This is a genomic window from Pseudonocardia petroleophila, from assembly GCF_014235185.1.
GTDB lineage: Bacteria > Actinomycetota > Actinomycetes > Mycobacteriales > Pseudonocardiaceae > Pseudonocardia > Pseudonocardia petroleophila.
In genome coordinates this window covers 4,647,415-4,665,400 of sequence record NZ_CP060131.1, presented here as the reverse complement: position 1 = coordinate 4,665,400, position 17,986 = coordinate 4,647,415, and the positions used below count along the sequence as shown (strand labels likewise).

Here is a 17,986-nt window from a genome sequence, read left to right as displayed (position 1 = left end):
GCCTACGATCGGTCCGTGAGCGTCCTCGACCGTCTCCCCGTCACCCCGGCCACCACGATGCGCCGCCTCGCGATCGCGAACCTCGTGGCCCAGGTCGGGATCATGGTCACCGGGGTCACGGTGCGGGTCACCGGGTCCGGGCTGGGCTGCCCGGGGTGGCCGGAGTGCTTCCCCGGCAGCATGGTGCCGGTCTCGAACGCCGACGTGGCACCGCTGCACCAGTGGGTCGAGTTCGGCAACCGGCTGCTGACGTTCGTGATCGTCCTCGTCGCCGGGCTGGTCCTGCTCGCCGCGCTCGGCACCCGCCCGCGGCGGCGCCGGCTCACCCTGCTGGCCGCCGTGATGCCGGCGGGGATCGTCGCGCAGGCCGTCATCGGGGGCATCACCGTGCTCACCGACCTGGCCTGGGGCGGGGTCGCGCTGCACTTCATGGTCTCGGCCGGGCTCGTCTGGCTCTCCGCGGCACTGGTGCTGGCCACCGGCGAGGGCGACGGGCCGCCGCGGCCGCTGGTGCCGCGGGCGATCCGCGGGCTGGTCGGCGTCAGCTCCGGGGTGCTCGCCGCGCTGCTGGTCGCGGGCACGCTCGTCACCGCGGCGGGGCCGCACGCCGGCGACGCCGAGACCCCGCGGCTCGGGCTGGGCGTCGAGTCCATGGCGCAGCTGCACGCGGAGCTGCTGTTCGGCTACCTCGGGCTGCTGGTCGGGCTGGGGTTCGCCCTGCACGCCGTCGCCGCGCCCGCGTCGCTGGTCCGGCGGTTCCGCGTGCTGATCGTCGTCGTGCTCGCGCAGGGCGCGCTCGGCGGCATCCAGTACGCGGTCGGCGTCCCGGAGGTGCTGGTCGTGCTGCACGTGCTCGGCGCCGGTCTGGTCACCGCCGCCGCGTCGACGCTGTGGTTCGCCACCGTCGAGCGCTCCGGCGCCCCGGTCGGCACCCGGGATGCGGAACCGGCACTCGCCGGGCCATGATCGGGCCGTGCGCGCGATCCAGATCACGGAGGCCGGTGGCCCCGACGTCCTGACGCCGACCGAGCTCGACGACCCGGCCCCCGGGCCCGGCGAGATCCTCGTGGAGGTGGCGGCGGCGGGCGTCAACTACATCGACACCTACCAGCGCGAGGGCATCTACCCGATGACGCTGCCCTACGTCGCCGGGCTGGAGGGCGCCGGGCGGGTGCGGGCGCTCGGCGAGGGGGTCGACGCGTTCGCGGTCGGCGACCGCGTGGCGTGGTGCGAGCAGCTCGGCAGCTACGCCGAGCTCGTCGCCGTCGACGCGGCGAAGGCCGTCCCCGTCCCCGACGGCGTGTCCGACGACCTGGCCGTCGGCGCGCTGCTGCAGGGCATGACCGCCCACGTCCTCGTGAACGACACCTACCCCGTCCGGCCCGGTGACGACGTCCTGGTGCACGCGGCCGCGGGCGGGGTCGGGCTGCTGCTCACCCAGCTCGCCGCCGCGAAGGGCGCCCGGGTGATCGCGACCGTCTCCACCGCGGAGAAGGAGGAGCTGGCCCGCGGGGCCGGGGCGGCCGAGGTGATCCGGTACACCGAGGTCGACGACCTCGCGGCCGCGGTGCGCGACCTCACCGGCGGCACCGGCGTGGCTGTCGCCTACGACAGCGTCGGGAGGACGACCTTCGACGCGAGCCTGGACTCCCTGCGCGTGCGCGGGATGCTCGTGCTGTTCGGCGCGGCCAGCGGCCCGGTGCCACCGGTCGACCCGCAGCGGCTCAACCGCGGCGGCTCGCTCTACCTCACCCGCCCCACGCTGTTCCACCACCTCCCGACCCCCGAGGCGCTGCGGGAGCGGGCCGCGGCGGTCTACGCCTCCGTCGCCGACGGCACCCTCGACGTCCGCATCGGGCACCGCTACCCCCTCGCCGAGGCCCGCACCGCCCACGAGGACCTGCAGGCCCGGCGGACCACCGGGAAGGTGCTACTGGTCCCCTGAGGACGGGTAGAACAGCACCGGCCCCGCCACCTCCACGTCGACCCGCTGCCCCACCCGCGGCAGGTCGGCGTCGGCGGTGCGGCAGCGCAGCACGGTGCCGCCGTGCTCGACCAGCACCGTCGAGTCGTGCCCGTGGAAGATCACCTCGCGGACCGTGGCCGCCGACCCGCCGCGCAGCCGGAGCTGCTCGGGGCGCAGCAGGACCCGGCCCGGGCCGTCCGGGCCGTCGACGGCGAGGCGGCCCAGCGCGGTGTCCGCCCGGCCCGCGCTGACCTGCGCCGCGAGCACCACGGCCTCGCCGACGAACGTGCCGACGTCGAGGTCGACGGGGGCCCGGTACAGCTCGTGCGGGGCGCCCGCCTGCACGACCCGGCCCGCCACCAGCACCGCGACCCGGTCGGCGACGCCGAGCGCCTCCTGCTGGTCGTGGGTGACGAGGACGGCGGCGGCCCCGGCGGCCCGCAGTGCCGCGCAGACCTGCTCGCGCACCTCGGCCCGCAGTCCGGCGTCCAGTGCGGTGAACGGCTCGTCGAGCAGGACCAGCGCGGGCGCCGGGGCGAGCGCCCTGGCCAGCGCGACGCGCTGCTGCTGGCCGCCGGAGAGCTCGTCGGGGCGGCGCCGGCCGTACCCGGGCAGCCCGACCAGCTCCAGCACCTCCTCGACCCGCCCGGTGCGGCGGCCCGCGCGGTCCAGCCCGAACCCGACGTTGCCCGCCACCGTGAGGTGCCCGAACAGCGCACCGTCCTGGGGCACGAGGCCGACGCCGCGACGCTCCGGCGCCACGTCGACGCCGCCGGAGGAGGGGTCGGCGGAGGCGACGAGCCGGCCGTCGAGCTCGACCGATCCGGCGTCGAGCGGGTGGAACCCGGCGACGGCGCGCAGCAGCGTGGTCTTGCCGCAGCCCGAGCCGCCGAGCACGGCCACCAGCTCGCCCGGGGCGACCGTCAGGTCGATCCCGTGCAGGACCGGCGTGCCCGGGTAGGAGGCGTGCACCCCCCGGACGACGAGTGCGGGCGTCACCGCCGCACGGCCCGGTCGAGCAGCAGGACGGGGACGGCGGCGAGCACGACGAGCAGGATCGCATAGGGCGCCGCGGCCGCGTACTGACCGGCTCCGGTGTGGGTCCACAGCCGGATCGCGAGCGTGTCGGCGCCGGTGGGGCGCAGCAGCAGCGTCGCCGGCAGCTCCTTGGCCGCGGTGAGGAAGACCAGGGCGGCCCCGGCGGCGACGCCGGGTGCGGCGAGCGGGACCGTCACGCGGGCCAGTGTCGTGATCCGCCCGTGCCCCAGCGAGCGTGCGACCTCCTCCAGCCGCGCCGGGGTGGCCGCGACGGCCGCCCGGATCGCCCCGACCGCCAGCGGCAGGAACAGCACCGCGTAGGCCAGGACGAGCAGCGGGGTCTCCTGGTAGATCCCCGGGAGCAGGCGGATGCCGAGGAACACCAGCGCCAGCCCGACGGTGATCCCGGGCAGGGCGTGCGCGACGTAGGTGGAGGTCTCCAGCGCCGCGGTCGCCCGGCCGCGGTACCGGGCGGCGAGCACGCCGACGGGGATCGCGAGCACCGTCGTCAGCAGCGCGCCGAGCGCCGCGACCTGCAGCGTGACCAGCCCGGCCGCGCCCAGGTCGGACACGTCGACGCCGAGCGAGGACCCCACCACCATCCAGTGCGTCAGGCTCCACGCGGGGATGCCCAGCGAGACGCCGACGACCACGGCGGAGAACCCCAGCCAGGGCACCCGCGCGCCGCCGAGCCGCACCGGGGCCGCCGGGCGGGCCGCGCCGCGCGCGATCCGGTGCGCCGCGCGCCCGCGGGCCCGAGCCTCCCCGAACGTCACCAGCGCGGCCAGAACCACGAGCACGCAGCCGAGCACCGCGGCCGGCGTGCGGTCGAACGTGCCGCGGTAGCTGGTGTAGATCCCGAGCGTGAAGGTGTCGTAGCGCATGAGCGAGACCGCACCGAAGTCGCTGAGCACGTACAGCGCGACGAGCAGCCCGCCCGCGGTGGCCGCGGGCCACGCCTGGCGCAGGGTGACGCCGAGCAGGACCCGCGCGGGCCCGTGGCCCAGCGACCGCGCGACCTCCTCCAGCCCGCCGTCGGCGGCCCGCAGCGCCCCCGCGACCGGCAGGTAGACGTAGGGGAAGCTGACGGCCGCGAGCACGCCGAACGCCCCCCAGAACCCCGCCGACGTGGGCCACTCGGAGATCCAGGTGAACCCGGCGACGTAGGACGGCACCGCCAGGGGCAGCGCGAACAGCACCGCGAGCACGCGCCGCCCGGGCAGGTCGGTCCGCACGACGAGCCACGCCGCCAGCGACCCGACGACGACGCACACCGCCGTGACCGCACCGGCGAGCAGCACGCTGGCGACGAGCAGGTCCAGCGTGCGCGGGCGCCCGAGCACGGTCAGGAACAGCCCCGGACCGTTCTCCAGCGCCCGCACGACCAGGTACACCAGCGGGACGACGGCGACGACGCCCGCCACCGCGCCCCAGCCGACGAGCAGCGCAGGGGCGCGGCCCGGCCGGACGCGGGCCCGGGGGCGCGTGGCCACCGCCGTCACAGCAGGCCGACCTCCTGCAGCAGCGTCTCGGTCTCGGCCAGCGACGACAGGTCGGCCAGGTCGACGTCGGGGGCCGACAGCGACTCCAGCGGGGCCAGGTCGACGTCGGTGCGGGCCGGGGTGACACCGGCGATCACCGGGTACTCGGCGGTCTCGTCGACGAGGTACTGCTGGCCCTCGGTGGAGAGCAGGTAGCGCACGGCCTCCAGCGCGGGGCCCGGGTCGTCGGCCGACGCGGTGACGCCGACGCCGGCGACGTTGACCAGCCCCAGCGGGTCGTTCGCGACGTAGTGGTTGCGGACCGGGTAGGTGGCCGGGTCGAGCTCCGCGATCTTCTCGAACAGGTAGTAGTGGTTGACCAGCCCGGCCGCCACGCTGCCCGCCGCCACGGCGTCGACGACCGCGCCGTTGCCGTCGAAGCGCTGGGGGTTCTGCGCGGCGAACGCGGTGAGCCACTGGCGGGCACCGTCCTCCCCGCGGATCAGCCGCAGGCCGGTGACGAACGACAGCCACGACGCGTTCGACGGCGCGATGCCGATCTGGCCCGCCCAGCGGGGGTCGAGCAGGTCGTCGAGCGAGGCGGGGAGGTCGGCCTCGGGCACCAGCGCGGTGTTGTAGGCCACGACGCGGGCGCGCGCCGAGGTGGCGACCCAGGTCGAGTCGGCGGCGCGGTAGCGCTCCAGGGCGGGTTCGAGCACGTCGGCGGGCAGCGGCGCGAGCAGCCCCGCCCCCGCGACGGCGCCGAGCGCGCCGGCGTCCTGGGCGAAGAACAGGTCGGCGGGCGAGTCGGCCCCCTCCTCCAGCAGCTGCGCGGCCATCTCCCCGGTGCTGCCGTAGCGGACCTCGACCGGGCTGCCGACCGCCGCCTCCAGCTGCGCGATCAGGGGCCCGACCAGTGCCTCGTTGCGACCGGAGTAGATCGTCAGCACGCCGTCGCCCTCCGCGGCCGCCTCGGGCGCCGGGCCGGGCGCACCCCCGCACGCGACGAGCGCGGCCCCGACCGTCAGCAGGGCGATCGTCCGGCTCACGTACTTGCTGGATGGATGCACGAAAGGTCCCTTTCCCGAAGTTGAGCGCAGGCTAACCTACCCACGGATCCGAGTCGACGGCCTGACGGGTACTGCGCCAGGGTGGGTCCATGACCAGCCGGTTCGACGACGTCCAGCGCTACCTCGACCTGCCGCGCCTGTCCGGGCTCGCGCTCTCCCCCGACGGCACCCGCCTCGTGACGTCCGTGGCGACGCCCGGACCCGACCGCACCCGCTTCGGCACCGCGCTGTGGGAGATCGACCCCTCCGGTGAACGGCCGGCCCGACGGCTCACCCGCAGCGCGAAGGGCGAGGCCGGGGCCGTGTTCACCCCCGACGGCGACGTCCTGTTCACCTCCGCCCGCCCCGACCCGGACGCCGCCGAGCAGGCCCCCGACTCCCCCGCCGCGCTCTGGCGGCTGCCGGCCGGCGGCGGGGAGGCCGAGGTCGTCGGCACCCGGCCCGGCGGGATCGGCGGCGTCGCCGTGGCCCGGGACGCGGGCACGGTCGTGGTGACGTCGATGACACTGCCGACCTCCACCTCCGGTGAGGACGACGAGGCACGGCGGAAGGCCCGCCGGGAGAAGAAGGTGACCGGGATCCTGCACGCCGCGCACCCCGTCCGGTTCTGGGACCACGACCTCGGGCCGGACGCGCCGCGGCTGCTCTGCGCGCCCGCCGTCGGCGACCCGTGGACCGACCTCACCCCCGTCCCCGGTGCCGCGCTCGTCGAGGGCTCCCACGACGTCACCCCCGACGGGCGCCACGTCGTCAGCTCGTGGGCGGTGCCGCAGCGCGGCGGGGGCACCCGGTCCACGCTCGTCGTCGTCGACACCGCGACCGGGGAGCGGCGGGTGCTCGCCGACGACCCCGGCCACGAGTTCCACGGCCCGGTGATCAGCCCGGACGGCACGCTCGTCGCGTGCGTCCGGGAGAGCCTGTCGACCCCGCACGTCCCCACCGACCTGCGGCTGGTCGTGCTGCCGCTCGCGGGCGGGGAGCCCGTCGACGCCGCCCCGGGGTGGGACCGCTGGGCGACCGGCGCGCAGTGGACGCCCGACGGCGCCGCGCTCGTCGTCACCGCCGACGACGGGGGCCGCTCCCCGGTGTTCCGCGTCGAGGACGGCCGGGTCACCCGGCTCACCGGCGACGACGGCGCCTACACCGACGTGCGGGTCTCCCCCGACGGCACCGTCGTCTACGCCCTGCGCAGCGCGATCGACGCCCCGCCCGCCCCCGTCCGGCTCGACGCCACCACCCCCGACCAGCGGCCCGTGCCGCTCCCGGCCCCCGAGCCCGCCCCCGACGTGCCGGGCACGCTCACCGAGGTGCACGCCACCGCGCAGGACGGGACGCCGCTGCGCGCCTGGCTGGTGCTGCCGGACTCGACGGAGCCCGCGCCGCTCGTCCTGTGGATCCACGGTGGCCCGCTGGGCAGCTGGAACGCCTGGCAGTGGCGGTGGAACCCGTGGCTGATGGCCGCGCACGGGTACGCGGTGCTGCTGCCGGACCCGGCGCTGTCCACCGGCTACGGGCTCGACTTCGTCGCCCGCGGCTGGGGCGAGTGGGGCGGCGCGCCGTACACGGACCTCATGGCGCTCACCGACGCCGCCGTCGCGCGACCGGACGTCGACGGGACCCGGACGGCCGCGATGGGCGGGTCGTTCGGCGGCTACATGGCCAACTGGATCGCCGGGCACACCGACCGCTTCGCCGCGATCGTCACGCACGCGAGCCTGTGGGCGCTCGACCAGTTCGGCCCGACGACCGACGCCCCCTGGTACTGGCGGCGCGAGATGACCGCGGAGACGGCGCTGGCCAACAGCCCGCACCTGCACGCCGATGCGATCACCACCCCGGTGCTCGTCATCCACGGCGACCGCGACTACCGCGTGCCCGTCGGCGAGGCGCTGCGGCTGTGGTGGGACCTGGTCAGCCGCCACGACGGGGACCCGGACGAGCTGCCGCACCGGTTCCTGTACTTCCCCGACGAGAACCACTGGATCCTCACGCCGCAGAACGCCGCGGTCTGGTACGCCACCGTGCTGGCGTTCCTCGACCACCACGTGCTCGGCAAGGACTGGGCGACCCCCGACCTACTGCAGTAGGCCGCGCAGCCGGTCGACGTCGGCGCTCTGCGTGGCGACGACGTCGTCGGCGAACGCGGCGACGAACAGGTCGGTGCCCGCGGTGCGCACCTGCGCCGCCATCGCCAGCGCGCCCTCGTGGTGGGCGATCATCAGCGCGACGAAGAGCCGGTCGAACGCGGGCCCGGTCGCGGCGGCGAGCTCGTCGAGCTGGGCGGGGGTGGCCGTGCCGGGCATCCCGGTGTGGTCGCCGTGCGCGGAGCGGGGGTCCTGGCGCGCGAGCCACGCCCGCAGCACGGCGATCTCCGGGCCCTGCACGCCCGCGATCCGCTCGGCCATCGCCCGCACCCCCGGGTCGGCGGACCGTGCCGGGGCCAGCGCGGCCATCTCCAGGGCCTGCTCGTGGTGCGGGACCATCCGCTCGACGAACGCGACGTCGGCGGGCGACACCGGCACCGGCGAGCGCCGCTGCGCCGCCTCCGTCCCCGACATGACCCGCGCGGGCTCCCCCGGAGCGCCGGGGACGACGACCCGCGGCCCGTCCGGCGCCGCCCCGCACCCGGCCAGGGCGAGCACGGCGACGGAGACCGCCAGTGCGCGTCGCATGGCGGTCACGCTACCGAGGGCGAGATGGTCCGGACGGGTGGTCCTCCCGCGTGGGGGTTCGGAAACGTCCGGTTCCCTTGGCACAGTGCGGGGCGGTCGGGGGACACGTCGGGGGGACGATCAGCGATGCGCGGACGGCTCAGGACCGTACTGGTCACGGCGGCGGTGGCGGCGCTGGCGCTGGTCGCGCCGGTGCCCGCGTCCGCGACCGTGCCCCCCGCGTCCGCGACCGTGCCGGGGCCGCCGCCGGTCGGACCGGGCGTCGACGAGATCGTGAGCAGCGACGACGTCACCCAGGTCGCGAACGTGCCGAAGCAGGAGCCGTTCACCGGCGAGGGGTCCTACGGCACCGACATCGCGTTCTCCGGCGACCTCGCCTACGTCGGCAACTACGACGGCTTCGTCGTCTACGACATCAGCGAGCCGGCCGCGCCGCAGGTCGTCAGCCAGGTGCTGTGCCCCGGCTCGCAGAACGACGTGTCCGTCAGCGGCGACCTGCTGTTCCTGTCCACCGACTCCCGCTGGAGCGACGACACCTGCTCGGCCGTGCCGCAGAACCAGGGACTGCTCCCGTACTGGGAGGGCATCAAGGTCTTCGACGTCTCCGACCCGGCGAACCCGGCCTACGTGACGTCGGTGGCCACGGCGTGCGGCTCGCACACCCACACGCTGGTCCCCGACACCGCGGGCGAGTCGGTCTACCTCTACGTCTCCTCCTACGCCCCCGCGCCCGAGCTGCTCGGCTGCCTCCCGCCGCACGACCGGATCTCGATCGTCGAGGTGCCGCTGGCCGACCCGGCGGCCGCCGCCGTCGTCGCGGAGCCGGTGCTGTTCCCCGACGGCGGCAACCCCGGTCCCGGCAGCGACACCACCACCGGTTGCCACGACATCACCGTCTACCCGGCGAAGGACCTCGCCGCCGGCGCCTGCATGGGCGACGGCGTGCTCATGGACATCTCCGACCGCGAGGACCCGCAGGTGATCGAGCGCGTGCGCGACGACACCCACTTCGCGTTCTGGCACAGCGCCACGTTCAACGACGACGGGTCGAAGGTCGTGTTCACCGACGAGCTGGGCGGCGGCAGCGCGGCCACCTGCACCGCGGCCGTCGGACCGTTCCGCGGGGCCGACGGGATCTACGACGTCGTCGACGGGCAGCTGGAGTTCCGCAGCTACTACAAGATCCCGCGGCTGCAGACCGAGCAGGAGAACTGCGTGGCCCACAACGGCTCGCTGATCCCGGTCCCGGGCCGCGACGTCATGGTGCAGGCCTGGTACCAGGGCGGGGTCTCGGTGTGGGACTTCACCGACTCCGCGAACCCCGTCGAGATCGGGTTCTGGGAGCGCGGGCCGCTGTCGGGCACCGAGCTGACGCTGGGCGGGTCGTGGTCGGCGTACTGGTACAACGGCCACGTCTTCTCCTCCGACATCCGGAAGGGTCTCGACGTGCTCGCCGTCGACGACGCGGCGATCGCGGGGGCCGGGGACGTCACCTTCGACGTGTTCAACCCCCAGACCCAGCCCGTCTACGGGCGCTGAGCCCGGGTTTCACCCCCGTCCGCCGCCGGGTAGGCCGTCCTCGACACATGAGGAGGCACGCATGAGCGGAAACAAGATCGTCGTCTACAAGGAGCCCGGCGTCGTCGCGGTCGAGGACCACGACTACCCCAAGCTCGAGGTCCCGGCCGAGGTGGCCGAGGCGATGGGCATGACGCGCAAGGCCGACCACGCGGTGATCCTGCGGACGGTCTCGACGAACATCTGCGGTTCCGACCAGCACATGGTCCGCGGTCGCACCGACGCCCCGCCCGGCCAGACCCTCGGCCACGAGATCACCGGCGAGGTCGTGGAGAAGGGCAGCGACGTCCAGTTCCTCGAGATCGGCGACATCTGCTCGGTGCCGTTCAACATCGCCTGCGGGCGCTGCCGCAACTGCCGCGAGGGCCAGACCGGCATCTGCACCAACGTCAACCCGGCCCGCGCGGGCTCCGCGTACGGCTACGTCGACATGGGCGGCTGGGAGGGCGGCCAGGCGGAGTTCGTCATGGTCCCGTTCGCCGACTTCAACCTGCTGAAGTTCCCCGACCGCGACCAGGCGCTGGAGAAGATCCTCGACCTGACGATGCTGTCGGACATCTTCCCCACCGGCTACCACGGCGCGTACACCGCAGGCGTCACGACGGGGTCCACCGTCTACGTCGCGGGCGCGGGCCCGGTCGGCCTGGCCGCCGCGTACGCGGCGAACCTGCTGGGTGCGGCCGTCGTCATCGTCGGGGACCTCAACGCCGACCGCCTCGCGCAGGCCCGCTCGTTCGGCTGCGAGACCGTCGACGTCTCGGCCGACGCGACCCTGGAGGACCAGATCGGCCAGATCCTCGGGACCAACGAGGTCGACTGCGCGGTCGACGCGGTGGGCTTCGAGGCCACCGGCCACGGCGCCGACGCGGGTGAGCAGCCGGCCGCGGTGCTCAACTCGATCATGTCGCTGACCCGCGCGGGCGGCGGCCTCGGCATCCCCGGGCTCTACGTCACCGGCGACCCAGGCGCCGGGGACGACGACGCCAAGCAGGGCACGCTGAAGGTGCGCCTGGGGCTGGGCTGGGCCAAGAGCCACTCCCTGCACACCGGCCAGTGCCCGGTGCTCAAGTACAACCGCGGGCTGATGATGAGCATCCTGCACGACAAGGCGCACATCGCCGACGCCGTCAACGCCGAGGTGCTCACCCTCGACGACGCCCCGCGCGGCTACCAGGAGTTCGACGCGGGTGCGGCCAAGAAGTACGTGCTCAACCCGAACGGGCTGATCCCGGCGGCCTGACCCCGGCCACCCCGTTCGACCGCGCAGACCCCCGGGCGCCGCGCAGACCCCCGGCGGTCTGCGCGGTGACAGCGGGATCTGCGCGGTGGCGGCGGGCGGTCAGCGGAACGTCCGCCGCAGCCGCTCGGCCACCGGCGCGAAGCGGTCGAGGTCGGCCCACATCCACCGCACCATCCCGAGGCCCTCGGCCCGGACCGCGTCCTCGCGCCGCTTCTCCTCGACCAGCAGCCGGGTGGGGTCCGCGCCCGGTCGCAGGGACCGGCCGTACTTCACCCGGCCATCGAACTCCCCCACCGTCCACAGCTCCGGCCAGCCGAAGTCGGTCTGCGCCACCTCGGTCCCGTCCGACGCGCGGACCCGCCACTGCAGCACGGGCGCCGGGAGACCGGCGTCGCGCAGGGCGACGCGGCTGCGGGTCTCGCCGACGCTCATCGAACCGGGGTCGGCGAACGCCAGCACCCGCCCCGCCCCGGGTGTACCCCGCCACCGCTGCGCCCGCACCAGCGCAGCGGCCAGCTCCTCGCGCGTGACGAGGTGGCGGTGCAGTGCCGCGTCGGCGACGACGAGGGCGGCGTCGAACGGCAGCGAGCGCGCGACGTCGAGCACCGTGCGCGCGACCGAGGTGACCCGCACGCCGGTGACGACCACGACCTCGTCGGGGTCCAGCCGGGCCGCGTGCAGGTGGGTGACGGGGCTGCGGCGGGCACCCGACCGCCGGTCCCGCGTCGCGTGCACCCGGGTGAGGTCGGCGTTCCAGAGCGGCAGTCCGTGCACGACGGCGGCCGACTGGTGGCTCGCGACGGCGTCCGGCGCCAGTTCCGTCATCGCCGCGTGGACGTGGAGCAGATGGCGCAGCTCGGGACGCGTCGGCAGCCCGCCCGCCACGTAACGACCGCGCCGGACCCCGACGAGCTCCCCGCGCTGCAGCTGCCGCCGGACCTCGTGCGGGACGGCGCCGCCGGCGAGCAGCGCACGCCGGTGCAGGAGGGGATCCACCGGGCGAGGATGCCGCGGCGGGCGGTGCTCCCGAGGCCGAACGGGACAGCCCGACCCACCGCGCAGACCGCGTGGTCACCGCGCAGACCGCCGGGGGTCTGCGCCGTGCCCCTGGGTCTGCGCCGAGCCCCTGGGTCTGCGCCGAGCCCGGGGGCCTGCGCCGAGCCCGGGGGCCTGCGCGGCGCGGGCCGTGTCGCTAGAAGGGCAGGCCGAGGACCGGCAGGCCGATGGCCGCGTCCACCGCGATCGCGGCGAACAGCAGGCACAGGTACATGTTGGACAGGTGGAACAGCTTCATCGGGCTGATCTCGTCGCCCGCGACGATGTCGTGGTGCAGCCGGTGGGCCGAGAACACGAACCAGGCCCCGCCCAGCACCGCGACGGCCGCGTAGATCCACGACGTGACGGGCAGCAGCGCGAGCGTGACCACGAACATCACCCACGAGTACGCGACGATCCGCCGCGACACCTGCACCGGCGTGGCCACGACGGGCAGCATCGGCACCCCGGCGGCGGCGTAGTCCTCGCGGTAGCGCATGGCGAGCGCCCAGAAGTGCGGCGGCGTCCAGAAGAAGATGACCGCGAACATGACCAGCGCGGGCCACTCGACGGTGCCGGTGACCGCCGCCCACCCGATGACGACGGGCATGCAGCCCGCCGCGCCGCCCCAGACGATGTTCTGCGACGTCCGGCGCTTGAGCAGCAGCGTGTAGACCAGCACGTAGAACGCGATCGCCGCGACCGACAGCGCGGCGGCGAGCCAGTTCGTCGTCAGGCCGAGCCACACCGAGCTGAGCACGCCCAGCGCCAGGCCGAACACCAGCGCGTTGCGCGGCGGCACCTGGCCCTTGGCCAGCGGGCGACGGGCGGTGCGCTTCATCACCTTGTCGATGTCGGCGTCGACGACGCAGTTGAGCGCGTGCGCGCTCGCCGCGGCCAGCGCGCCGCCGAGCAGCGTGGCGACGATCAGCCACACGCTCGGGATCCCCCGCTGCGCGAGGAACATCGCCGGCACCGTGACCACGAGCAGCTGCTCGATGATCCGGGTCTTGGTGAGGCCCAGGTAGGCGCCGACGGTCGTACGGGCACGGGCCACGAACCCGACCTGCGTCGGTGCCACGTCGGACACGGGCACACTCACCGGCACAACCTCGATCCGCGATGTGGTGGGGCGGTTCTTCTACAGCGCGTCGATCCTAGCCCGGCGCATGACGGGACGGCCTGTCGGGTAACCCGGCGTGAACCGTGGGTGCGGGACGGCGCGCGCAGCTGTCCGACGTGGATAGGCTGGCGCCGACGCGTCGTGGCGTACCGCCCCGTGACCAGCGCCCCGGACGATCCAGTGCCGAACGACCACGAGACCAGGGAGCCGCCGTGCCCGTGACCGATGCCGACATCGCCCGCCTGACGCAGGCCTCGCTGCCCGCCGACTGGACCGAACTGGACCGGCGGGCCGTCGACACGGTCCGCGTGCTGGCCGCCGATGCCGTCGAGAAGGCCGGCTCCGGGCACCCGGGCACGGCGATGAGCCTCGCCCCGCTGGCGTACAGCCTGTTCCAGAAGGTGATGCGCCACGACCCCACCGACGCCGACTGGATCGGCCGCGACCGGTTCGTGCTGTCCTGCGGGCACTCCAGCCTGACGCTGTACCTGCAGCTGTTCCTCGGCGGCTGGGGCCTCGAGCTCGCCGACATCGAGAACCTGCGGCAGTGGGACTCGGCCACCCCCGGCCACCCCGAGCACCGCCACACCCCCGGCGTCGAGATCACCACCGGTCCGCTGGGCCAGGGCCTCGCCTCCGCCGTCGGTATGGCGATGGCGGCGCGCCGCGAGCGCGGCCTGTTCGACCCCGACGCCGCCCCGGGCGAGAGCCCGTTCGACCACCAGATCTTCGTCATCGCCTCCGACGGCGACATCGAGGAGGGCGTCACCGCCGAGGCGTCCTCGCTCGCCGGGCACCAGCAGCTGGGCAACCTCACGGTGATCTACGACGACAACAAGATCTCCATCGAGGACGACACCGACATCGCGCTGTCCGAGGACGTCGCGAAGCGGTACGAGGCGTACGGCTGGCACGTGCAGGTCGTCGAGGGCGGCGAGAACGTCACCGGCATCCTCGACGCGCTGGAGGCCGCGAAGGCCGAGACCGGCCGCCCGTCGTTCGTGCTGCTGCGCACGATCATCGGCTTCCCCGCGCCGACGAAGATGAACACCGGCAAGGCCCACGGCTCCGCGCTGGGCGCCGAGGAGATCGCGGCGGTCAAGAAGATCGTCGGGATGGACCCCGAGCGGACCTTCCAGGTCGACGCCGACGTCCTCGCGCACACCCGCTCGCTGCGCGACACGGGCCGGGCCGCCCACGAGGAGTGGACCGCCACCTTCGACGCGTGGGCGGAGCGCGAGCCCGACCGCAAGGCGCTGCTCGACCGCATGCTGGGCCGCACCCTGCCCGAGGGCTGGGAGAAGGCGCTGCCGAGCTGGGACGTCGACCCGAAGGGCGTCGCCACCCGCAAGGCCTCCGGCGAGGTGCTCAAGGCCCTCGCCGACGTGCTGCCCGAGCTGTGGGGCGGCTCCGCCGACCTCGCGGAGAGCAACAACACCACGATGGAGGGCGCCGACTCCTTCGGCCCCACCTCGATCGCCACGTCGATGTGGAAGGCGCAGCCCTACGGCCGCACGCTGCACTTCGGCATCCGCGAGCACGCGATGGGCGCGATCATCAACGGGATCGCGCTGCACGGGCCCACCCGCCCCTACGGCGGCACGTTCCTCATCTTCTCCGACTACATGCGCCCGGCCGTGCGGCTCGGCGCGCTGATGAAGTGCGCCGGCATCTACGTCTGGACGCACGACTCGATCGGCCTGGGTGGCGACGGCCCGACGCACCAGCCCATCGAGCAGCTCTCCGCGCTGCGCGCGATCCCCGGGCTGTCCGTGGTGCGCCCGGCCGACGCCAACGAGACGGCGTCGGCGTGGAAGGCGGTCCTGGAGCGGCCCGAGGGCCCGTGCGGCCTCGCGCTGTCGCGGCAGAACCTGCCGACCCTGGAGGGCACCTCCGTCGAGGGCGTCGCGAAGGGCGGGTACGTGCTGGCCGAGGCCTCGTCCGGCACGCCGCAGCTGGTGATCATCGCCACCGGGTCCGAGGTGTCGCTGGCCGTCGAGGCGCGGAAGGTCCTGGAGGACAAGGGCGTTGCCACCCGGGTGGTGTCCATGCCGTGCGTCGAGTGGTTCGACGAGCAGGACGCGGCCTACCGCGAGTCCGTCCTCCCGAAGGCCGTACGGGCGCGCGTGACCGTCGAGGCCGGCGTCGCGCAGTCCTGGTACCGCTTCGCCGGCGACGCGGGCGAGATCGTCTCCATCGACCACTACGGCGCGAGCGCGGACGCCGACGTCCTGTTCCGCGAGTTCGGCTTCACCACCGAGGCGGTCGTCGCGGCCGCCGAGCGCAGCCTCTCCGCCATCGCCACCGACGCAGTCTGAGGAGTTCCGAGATGAGCAACGACCGTCTGAAGGCCCTCGCCGACGCGGGGGTCTCCATCTGGCTCGACGACCTGTCGCGCGAGCGCCTGCGCAGCGGCAACCTCCGGCAGCTGATCACCGACTCGCACGTCGTCGGCGTCACCACCAACCCGACGATCTTCGCGGGCGCACTGGCCGACGGCGAGGCCTACGACGAGCAGGTCCGCGAGCTCGCCGGGCGCGGCGCGTCGGTCGAGGACGCGGTCCGCGAGATCACCGTCGCCGACGTCACCGAGGCCTGCGACGTCTTCCGCGGCGTCTGGGAGGCCACCGGCGGCATCGACGGCCGCGTGTCGCTGGAGGTCGACCCGGGCCTGGCCCGCGACCCCGACGGCACCGTCGCGCAGGCGATCGATTTGTGGAAGGCCGTCGACCGGCCCAACCTGCTGGTCAAGATCCCGGCCACCGAGGACGGCCTGCCCGCGGTCAACACCACGCTGGGCGAGGGCATCTCCGTCAACGTCACCCTGATCTTCTCCGTCGAGCGCTACCGGGCCGTCATGGGCGCCTACCTCGAGGGCCTCGAGGCGGCCGCGGCCAACGGGCACCAGCTGGCCGACATCGCGTCGGTCGCGAGCTTCTTCGTCTCCCGCGTCGACGGCGAGATCGACAAGAGGCTGGAGAAGATCGGCACCGACGAGGCGCTGGCGCTGCGCGGCAAGGCGGGCGTCGCGAACTCCCGGCTCGCCTACGCCGCGTTCCAGGACGTGTTCTCCGGGGAGCGCTGGGAGGCGCTGGCGGCCAAGGGCGCGAAGGTGCAGCGGCCCCTGTGGGCCTCCACCGGCGTGAAGAACCCCGACTACCCGGACACCCTCTACGTCACCGAGCTCGTCGTCGCCGACACCGTCAACACCATGCCGGAGAAGACGATGCAGGCCTTCGCCGACCACGGCGAGGTCCACGGCGACCGGGTCACCGGCACCGCCGCCGAGGCGCAGGAGGTCTTCGACGCCCTCGAGCGCGTGGGCATCGACCTCACCGACGTGTTCCTCACCCTGGAGGACGAGGGCGTCGAGAAGTTCGAGAAGTCCTGGTCCGAGCTCGGCGACACCGTGCAGGGCCAGCTCGACGGCGCCCGCTGAGGTGGACGGGATGGGGCGCCCGTGCTGACCACCTCCGTCCACCCGCCGGCCGAGCTGCTCGACCGGCTGGTGGGCGGGGCCGTCGCCTCCCGGGTCGCCGACGGCCCGCGCGCCGCGTGCGTGCGGGCCGCCCGGCCGCTCGTCGGGGAGATCACGGCCCTGCGGGAGTCGCTGCACGTCGCGGGCCTGGCGAAGGTCCTGCTGGTCACCACGCCGGAGGTCGGCGCGCTCGCCGAGGCGCTCGCGGGCGACGGCGCCCGTCTGCTCGTGCTCGACTCCGCCGACCCGGTGCGGGTCGCCGACGCGCTCGACGGCGACCTCGACGCCACGGTGCTCACGGTCGCCGTCCCGCCCGGTACGGCGCCGGTCGACGTCCGGGCACTGGGCCGCGTCGTCGACGAGGTCCGCGCGGGGTTCCGGGCCGAGGGGCTCGACCCGGTCGCGCACACGGTCGTCGTGGCCGCCGGCCCGGACTCCCCCGGCGCGGGCGTCACCGTCACCGCCGGGGCCGCCGGTGCCTTCTCCCCCTACGTCCTGGTGCCCGCCGGGCTCGCAGGGGCCGACGTCGCCGCGCTGGTCACCGACGCGGTGGCGGCCCGCGACGGCCTGCTCGCCGACGACCCCGCCAACCCCGCACTGGTGCTGGGCGCGCTGCTCGCCGAGCACACCGTCGTCGAGGTCGGGGACCGCTTCACCGCCGCCCTGCTCGACGCGTTCGGCGGGCAGCCGGTGCCCGTGGTCCACGACGGGAACCCGGGCGTCCACCAGGCGCTGCGCATCGGCCCGGACGGCGACGTCGACGTGCCCGGCCCGGCCGCCGCACGGATCCTGCTGTGGGAGCACGCCGCGGCCGTCGCCGCGCACCTGCGCGGGCCGGCGGACCTCTCCCCCTCCGGCGCCGCCCTGCGCCCGGCGTTCACCGACGACGACGTCAAGGTCTCCGCGGGGGCGTGGCTCCCCGACGGCACCACCACCGTCGGCGACGCGCTGCTGGCCCTGCTGGACATCGACGGCACGCACGTGGCCCTGCACGCCCACCTCGACCGCGAGTCCGACGCGTCGATCGCGCTGCTGCGCGACGTGCTGGCCCGGCGGACCGGCCGCACCGTCACCTTCGACTGGGGTCCGGCGCTGCGGCCGGGGGCCGCGGTCTGCCAGATCACCGGCGCGGGAGACGGCCGCTCCGGGCTCGACGACGCCCAGGCCGGGCAGGCCGACGCCGACGCCGCGGCCCAGCCCGGACCGGTGCTGCGGCTGCACCTGACCGACCGCCTCCTCGGGATGGTGGCCGTCGTGCGCGCGGTGCAGCACCTGTAGGACGATCACCCCCCACACCGAACGACT

General features: G+C 74.9%; 14 protein-coding genes. 8 read left to right on the top strand and 6 right to left on the bottom strand.

What is annotated here, in order from left to right; genetic code table 11:
• Positions 1-15 precede the first annotated feature (15 nt).
• Together H6H00_RS22995 and H6H00_RS22990 are read left to right on the top strand one after the other, a co-directional pair.
• Positions 16-966 carry a COX15/CtaA family protein gene (locus H6H00_RS22995; protein ID WP_344735741.1) on the top strand — a complete coding sequence of 317 codons (951 nt, stop codon included), beginning with the start codon at positions 16-18 and terminating at the stop codon, positions 964-966.
• A 7-nt stretch (positions 967-973) separates the two neighbouring features.
• Positions 974-1,945 carry a quinone oxidoreductase family protein gene (locus H6H00_RS22990; protein WP_185717784.1) on the top strand — a complete coding sequence of 324 codons (972 nt, stop codon included), beginning with the start codon at positions 974-976 and terminating at the stop codon, positions 1,943-1,945.
• On the opposite strand, the gene H6H00_RS22985 is transcribed toward H6H00_RS22990, so the two are convergent.
• Genes H6H00_RS22985 through H6H00_RS22975 form a run of 3 tightly spaced genes read right to left on the bottom strand, consistent with a single transcriptional unit; the run spans position 1,931 to position 5,555 of the window.
• The gene (locus H6H00_RS22985) at positions 1,931-2,965 is read right to left on the bottom strand and encodes an ABC transporter ATP-binding protein (protein WP_185717783.1); all 1,035 of its coding nucleotides are present in this window, start codon (positions 2,963-2,965) and stop codon (positions 1,931-1,933) included. The genes H6H00_RS22990 and H6H00_RS22985 overlap by 15 nt on opposite strands.
• Positions 2,962-4,497 (bottom strand): ABC transporter permease, encoded by a 1,536-nt coding sequence (locus tag H6H00_RS22980; protein WP_255425325.1) that lies wholly within the window; start codon positions 4,495-4,497, stop codon positions 2,962-2,964. The genes H6H00_RS22985 and H6H00_RS22980 overlap by 4 nt, the downstream gene beginning before the upstream one ends.
• Before the next feature lie 5 nt (positions 4,498-4,502).
• Positions 4,503-5,555, bottom strand: a complete 1,053-nt coding sequence (locus tag H6H00_RS22975; protein WP_185717782.1) for an extracellular solute-binding protein — start codon at positions 5,553-5,555, stop codon at positions 4,503-4,505.
• A gap of 89 nt (positions 5,556-5,644) precedes the next feature.
• On the opposite strand from H6H00_RS22975, the gene H6H00_RS22970 reads away from it, so the two are divergent.
• The gene (locus H6H00_RS22970; protein WP_185717781.1) at positions 5,645-7,642 is read left to right on the top strand and encodes a S9 family peptidase; all 1,998 of its coding nucleotides are present in this window, start codon (positions 5,645-5,647) and stop codon (positions 7,640-7,642) included.
• On the opposite strand, the gene H6H00_RS22965 is transcribed toward H6H00_RS22970, so the two are convergent.
• Positions 7,631-8,227, bottom strand: a complete 597-nt coding sequence (locus tag H6H00_RS22965; protein WP_185717780.1) for a DUF305 domain-containing protein — start codon at positions 8,225-8,227, stop codon at positions 7,631-7,633. The two genes, H6H00_RS22970 and H6H00_RS22965, sit on opposite strands and share 12 nt — an antisense overlap.
• A gap of 126 nt (positions 8,228-8,353) precedes the next feature.
• Here H6H00_RS22965 and H6H00_RS22960 point away from each other — a divergent pair, with 126 nt between their 5' ends.
• Together H6H00_RS22960 and fdhA are read left to right on the top strand one after the other, a co-directional pair.
• A complete protein-coding gene (locus tag H6H00_RS22960; RefSeq protein ID WP_185717779.1) occupies positions 8,354-9,766 on the top strand; it encodes an LVIVD repeat-containing protein in 1,413 nt (470 codons plus the stop codon).
• Positions 9,767-9,827: 61 nt separating this feature from the next.
• Positions 9,828-11,045 (top strand): formaldehyde dehydrogenase, glutathione-independent, encoded by a 1,218-nt coding sequence (gene fdhA / locus H6H00_RS22955; RefSeq protein WP_185717778.1) that lies wholly within the window; start codon positions 9,828-9,830, stop codon positions 11,043-11,045.
• Positions 11,046-11,144: 99 nt separating this feature from the next.
• Here the strand turns inward: fdhA and H6H00_RS22950 are convergent, their stop codons facing one another.
• Both H6H00_RS22950 and H6H00_RS22945 read right to left on the bottom strand, forming a co-directional pair.
• Positions 11,145-12,041 carry a hypothetical protein gene (locus H6H00_RS22950; RefSeq protein ID WP_185717777.1) on the bottom strand — a complete coding sequence of 299 codons (897 nt, stop codon included), beginning with the start codon at positions 12,039-12,041 and terminating at the stop codon, positions 11,145-11,147.
• Positions 12,042-12,237: 196 nt separating this feature from the next.
• Complete coding sequence (locus tag H6H00_RS22945) at positions 12,238-13,182, bottom strand: heme o synthase (RefSeq protein WP_379539967.1); 945 nt, start codon at positions 13,180-13,182, stop codon at positions 12,238-12,240.
• Between the two features lie 233 nt (positions 13,183-13,415).
• Between H6H00_RS22945 and tkt the strand changes: the two genes are divergently transcribed.
• Genes tkt through H6H00_RS22930 form a run of 3 tightly spaced genes read left to right on the top strand, consistent with a single transcriptional unit; the run spans position 13,416 to position 17,959 of the window.
• Positions 13,416-15,521: a transketolase gene (tkt, locus tag H6H00_RS22940; protein ID WP_185717776.1), complete on the top strand. Its 2,106-nt coding sequence runs from the start codon at positions 13,416-13,418 to the stop codon at positions 15,519-15,521.
• An 11-nt stretch (positions 15,522-15,532) separates the two neighbouring features.
• Positions 15,533-16,642 carry a transaldolase gene (tal, locus tag H6H00_RS22935; RefSeq protein ID WP_185717775.1) on the top strand — a complete coding sequence of 370 codons (1,110 nt, stop codon included), beginning with the start codon at positions 15,533-15,535 and terminating at the stop codon, positions 16,640-16,642.
• A gap of 21 nt (positions 16,643-16,663) precedes the next feature.
• Entirely contained in the window at positions 16,664-17,959 is a 1,296-nt protein-coding gene (locus H6H00_RS22930; RefSeq protein WP_185717774.1) for a hypothetical protein, read from the top strand.
• Positions 17,960-17,986 lie beyond the last annotated feature (27 nt).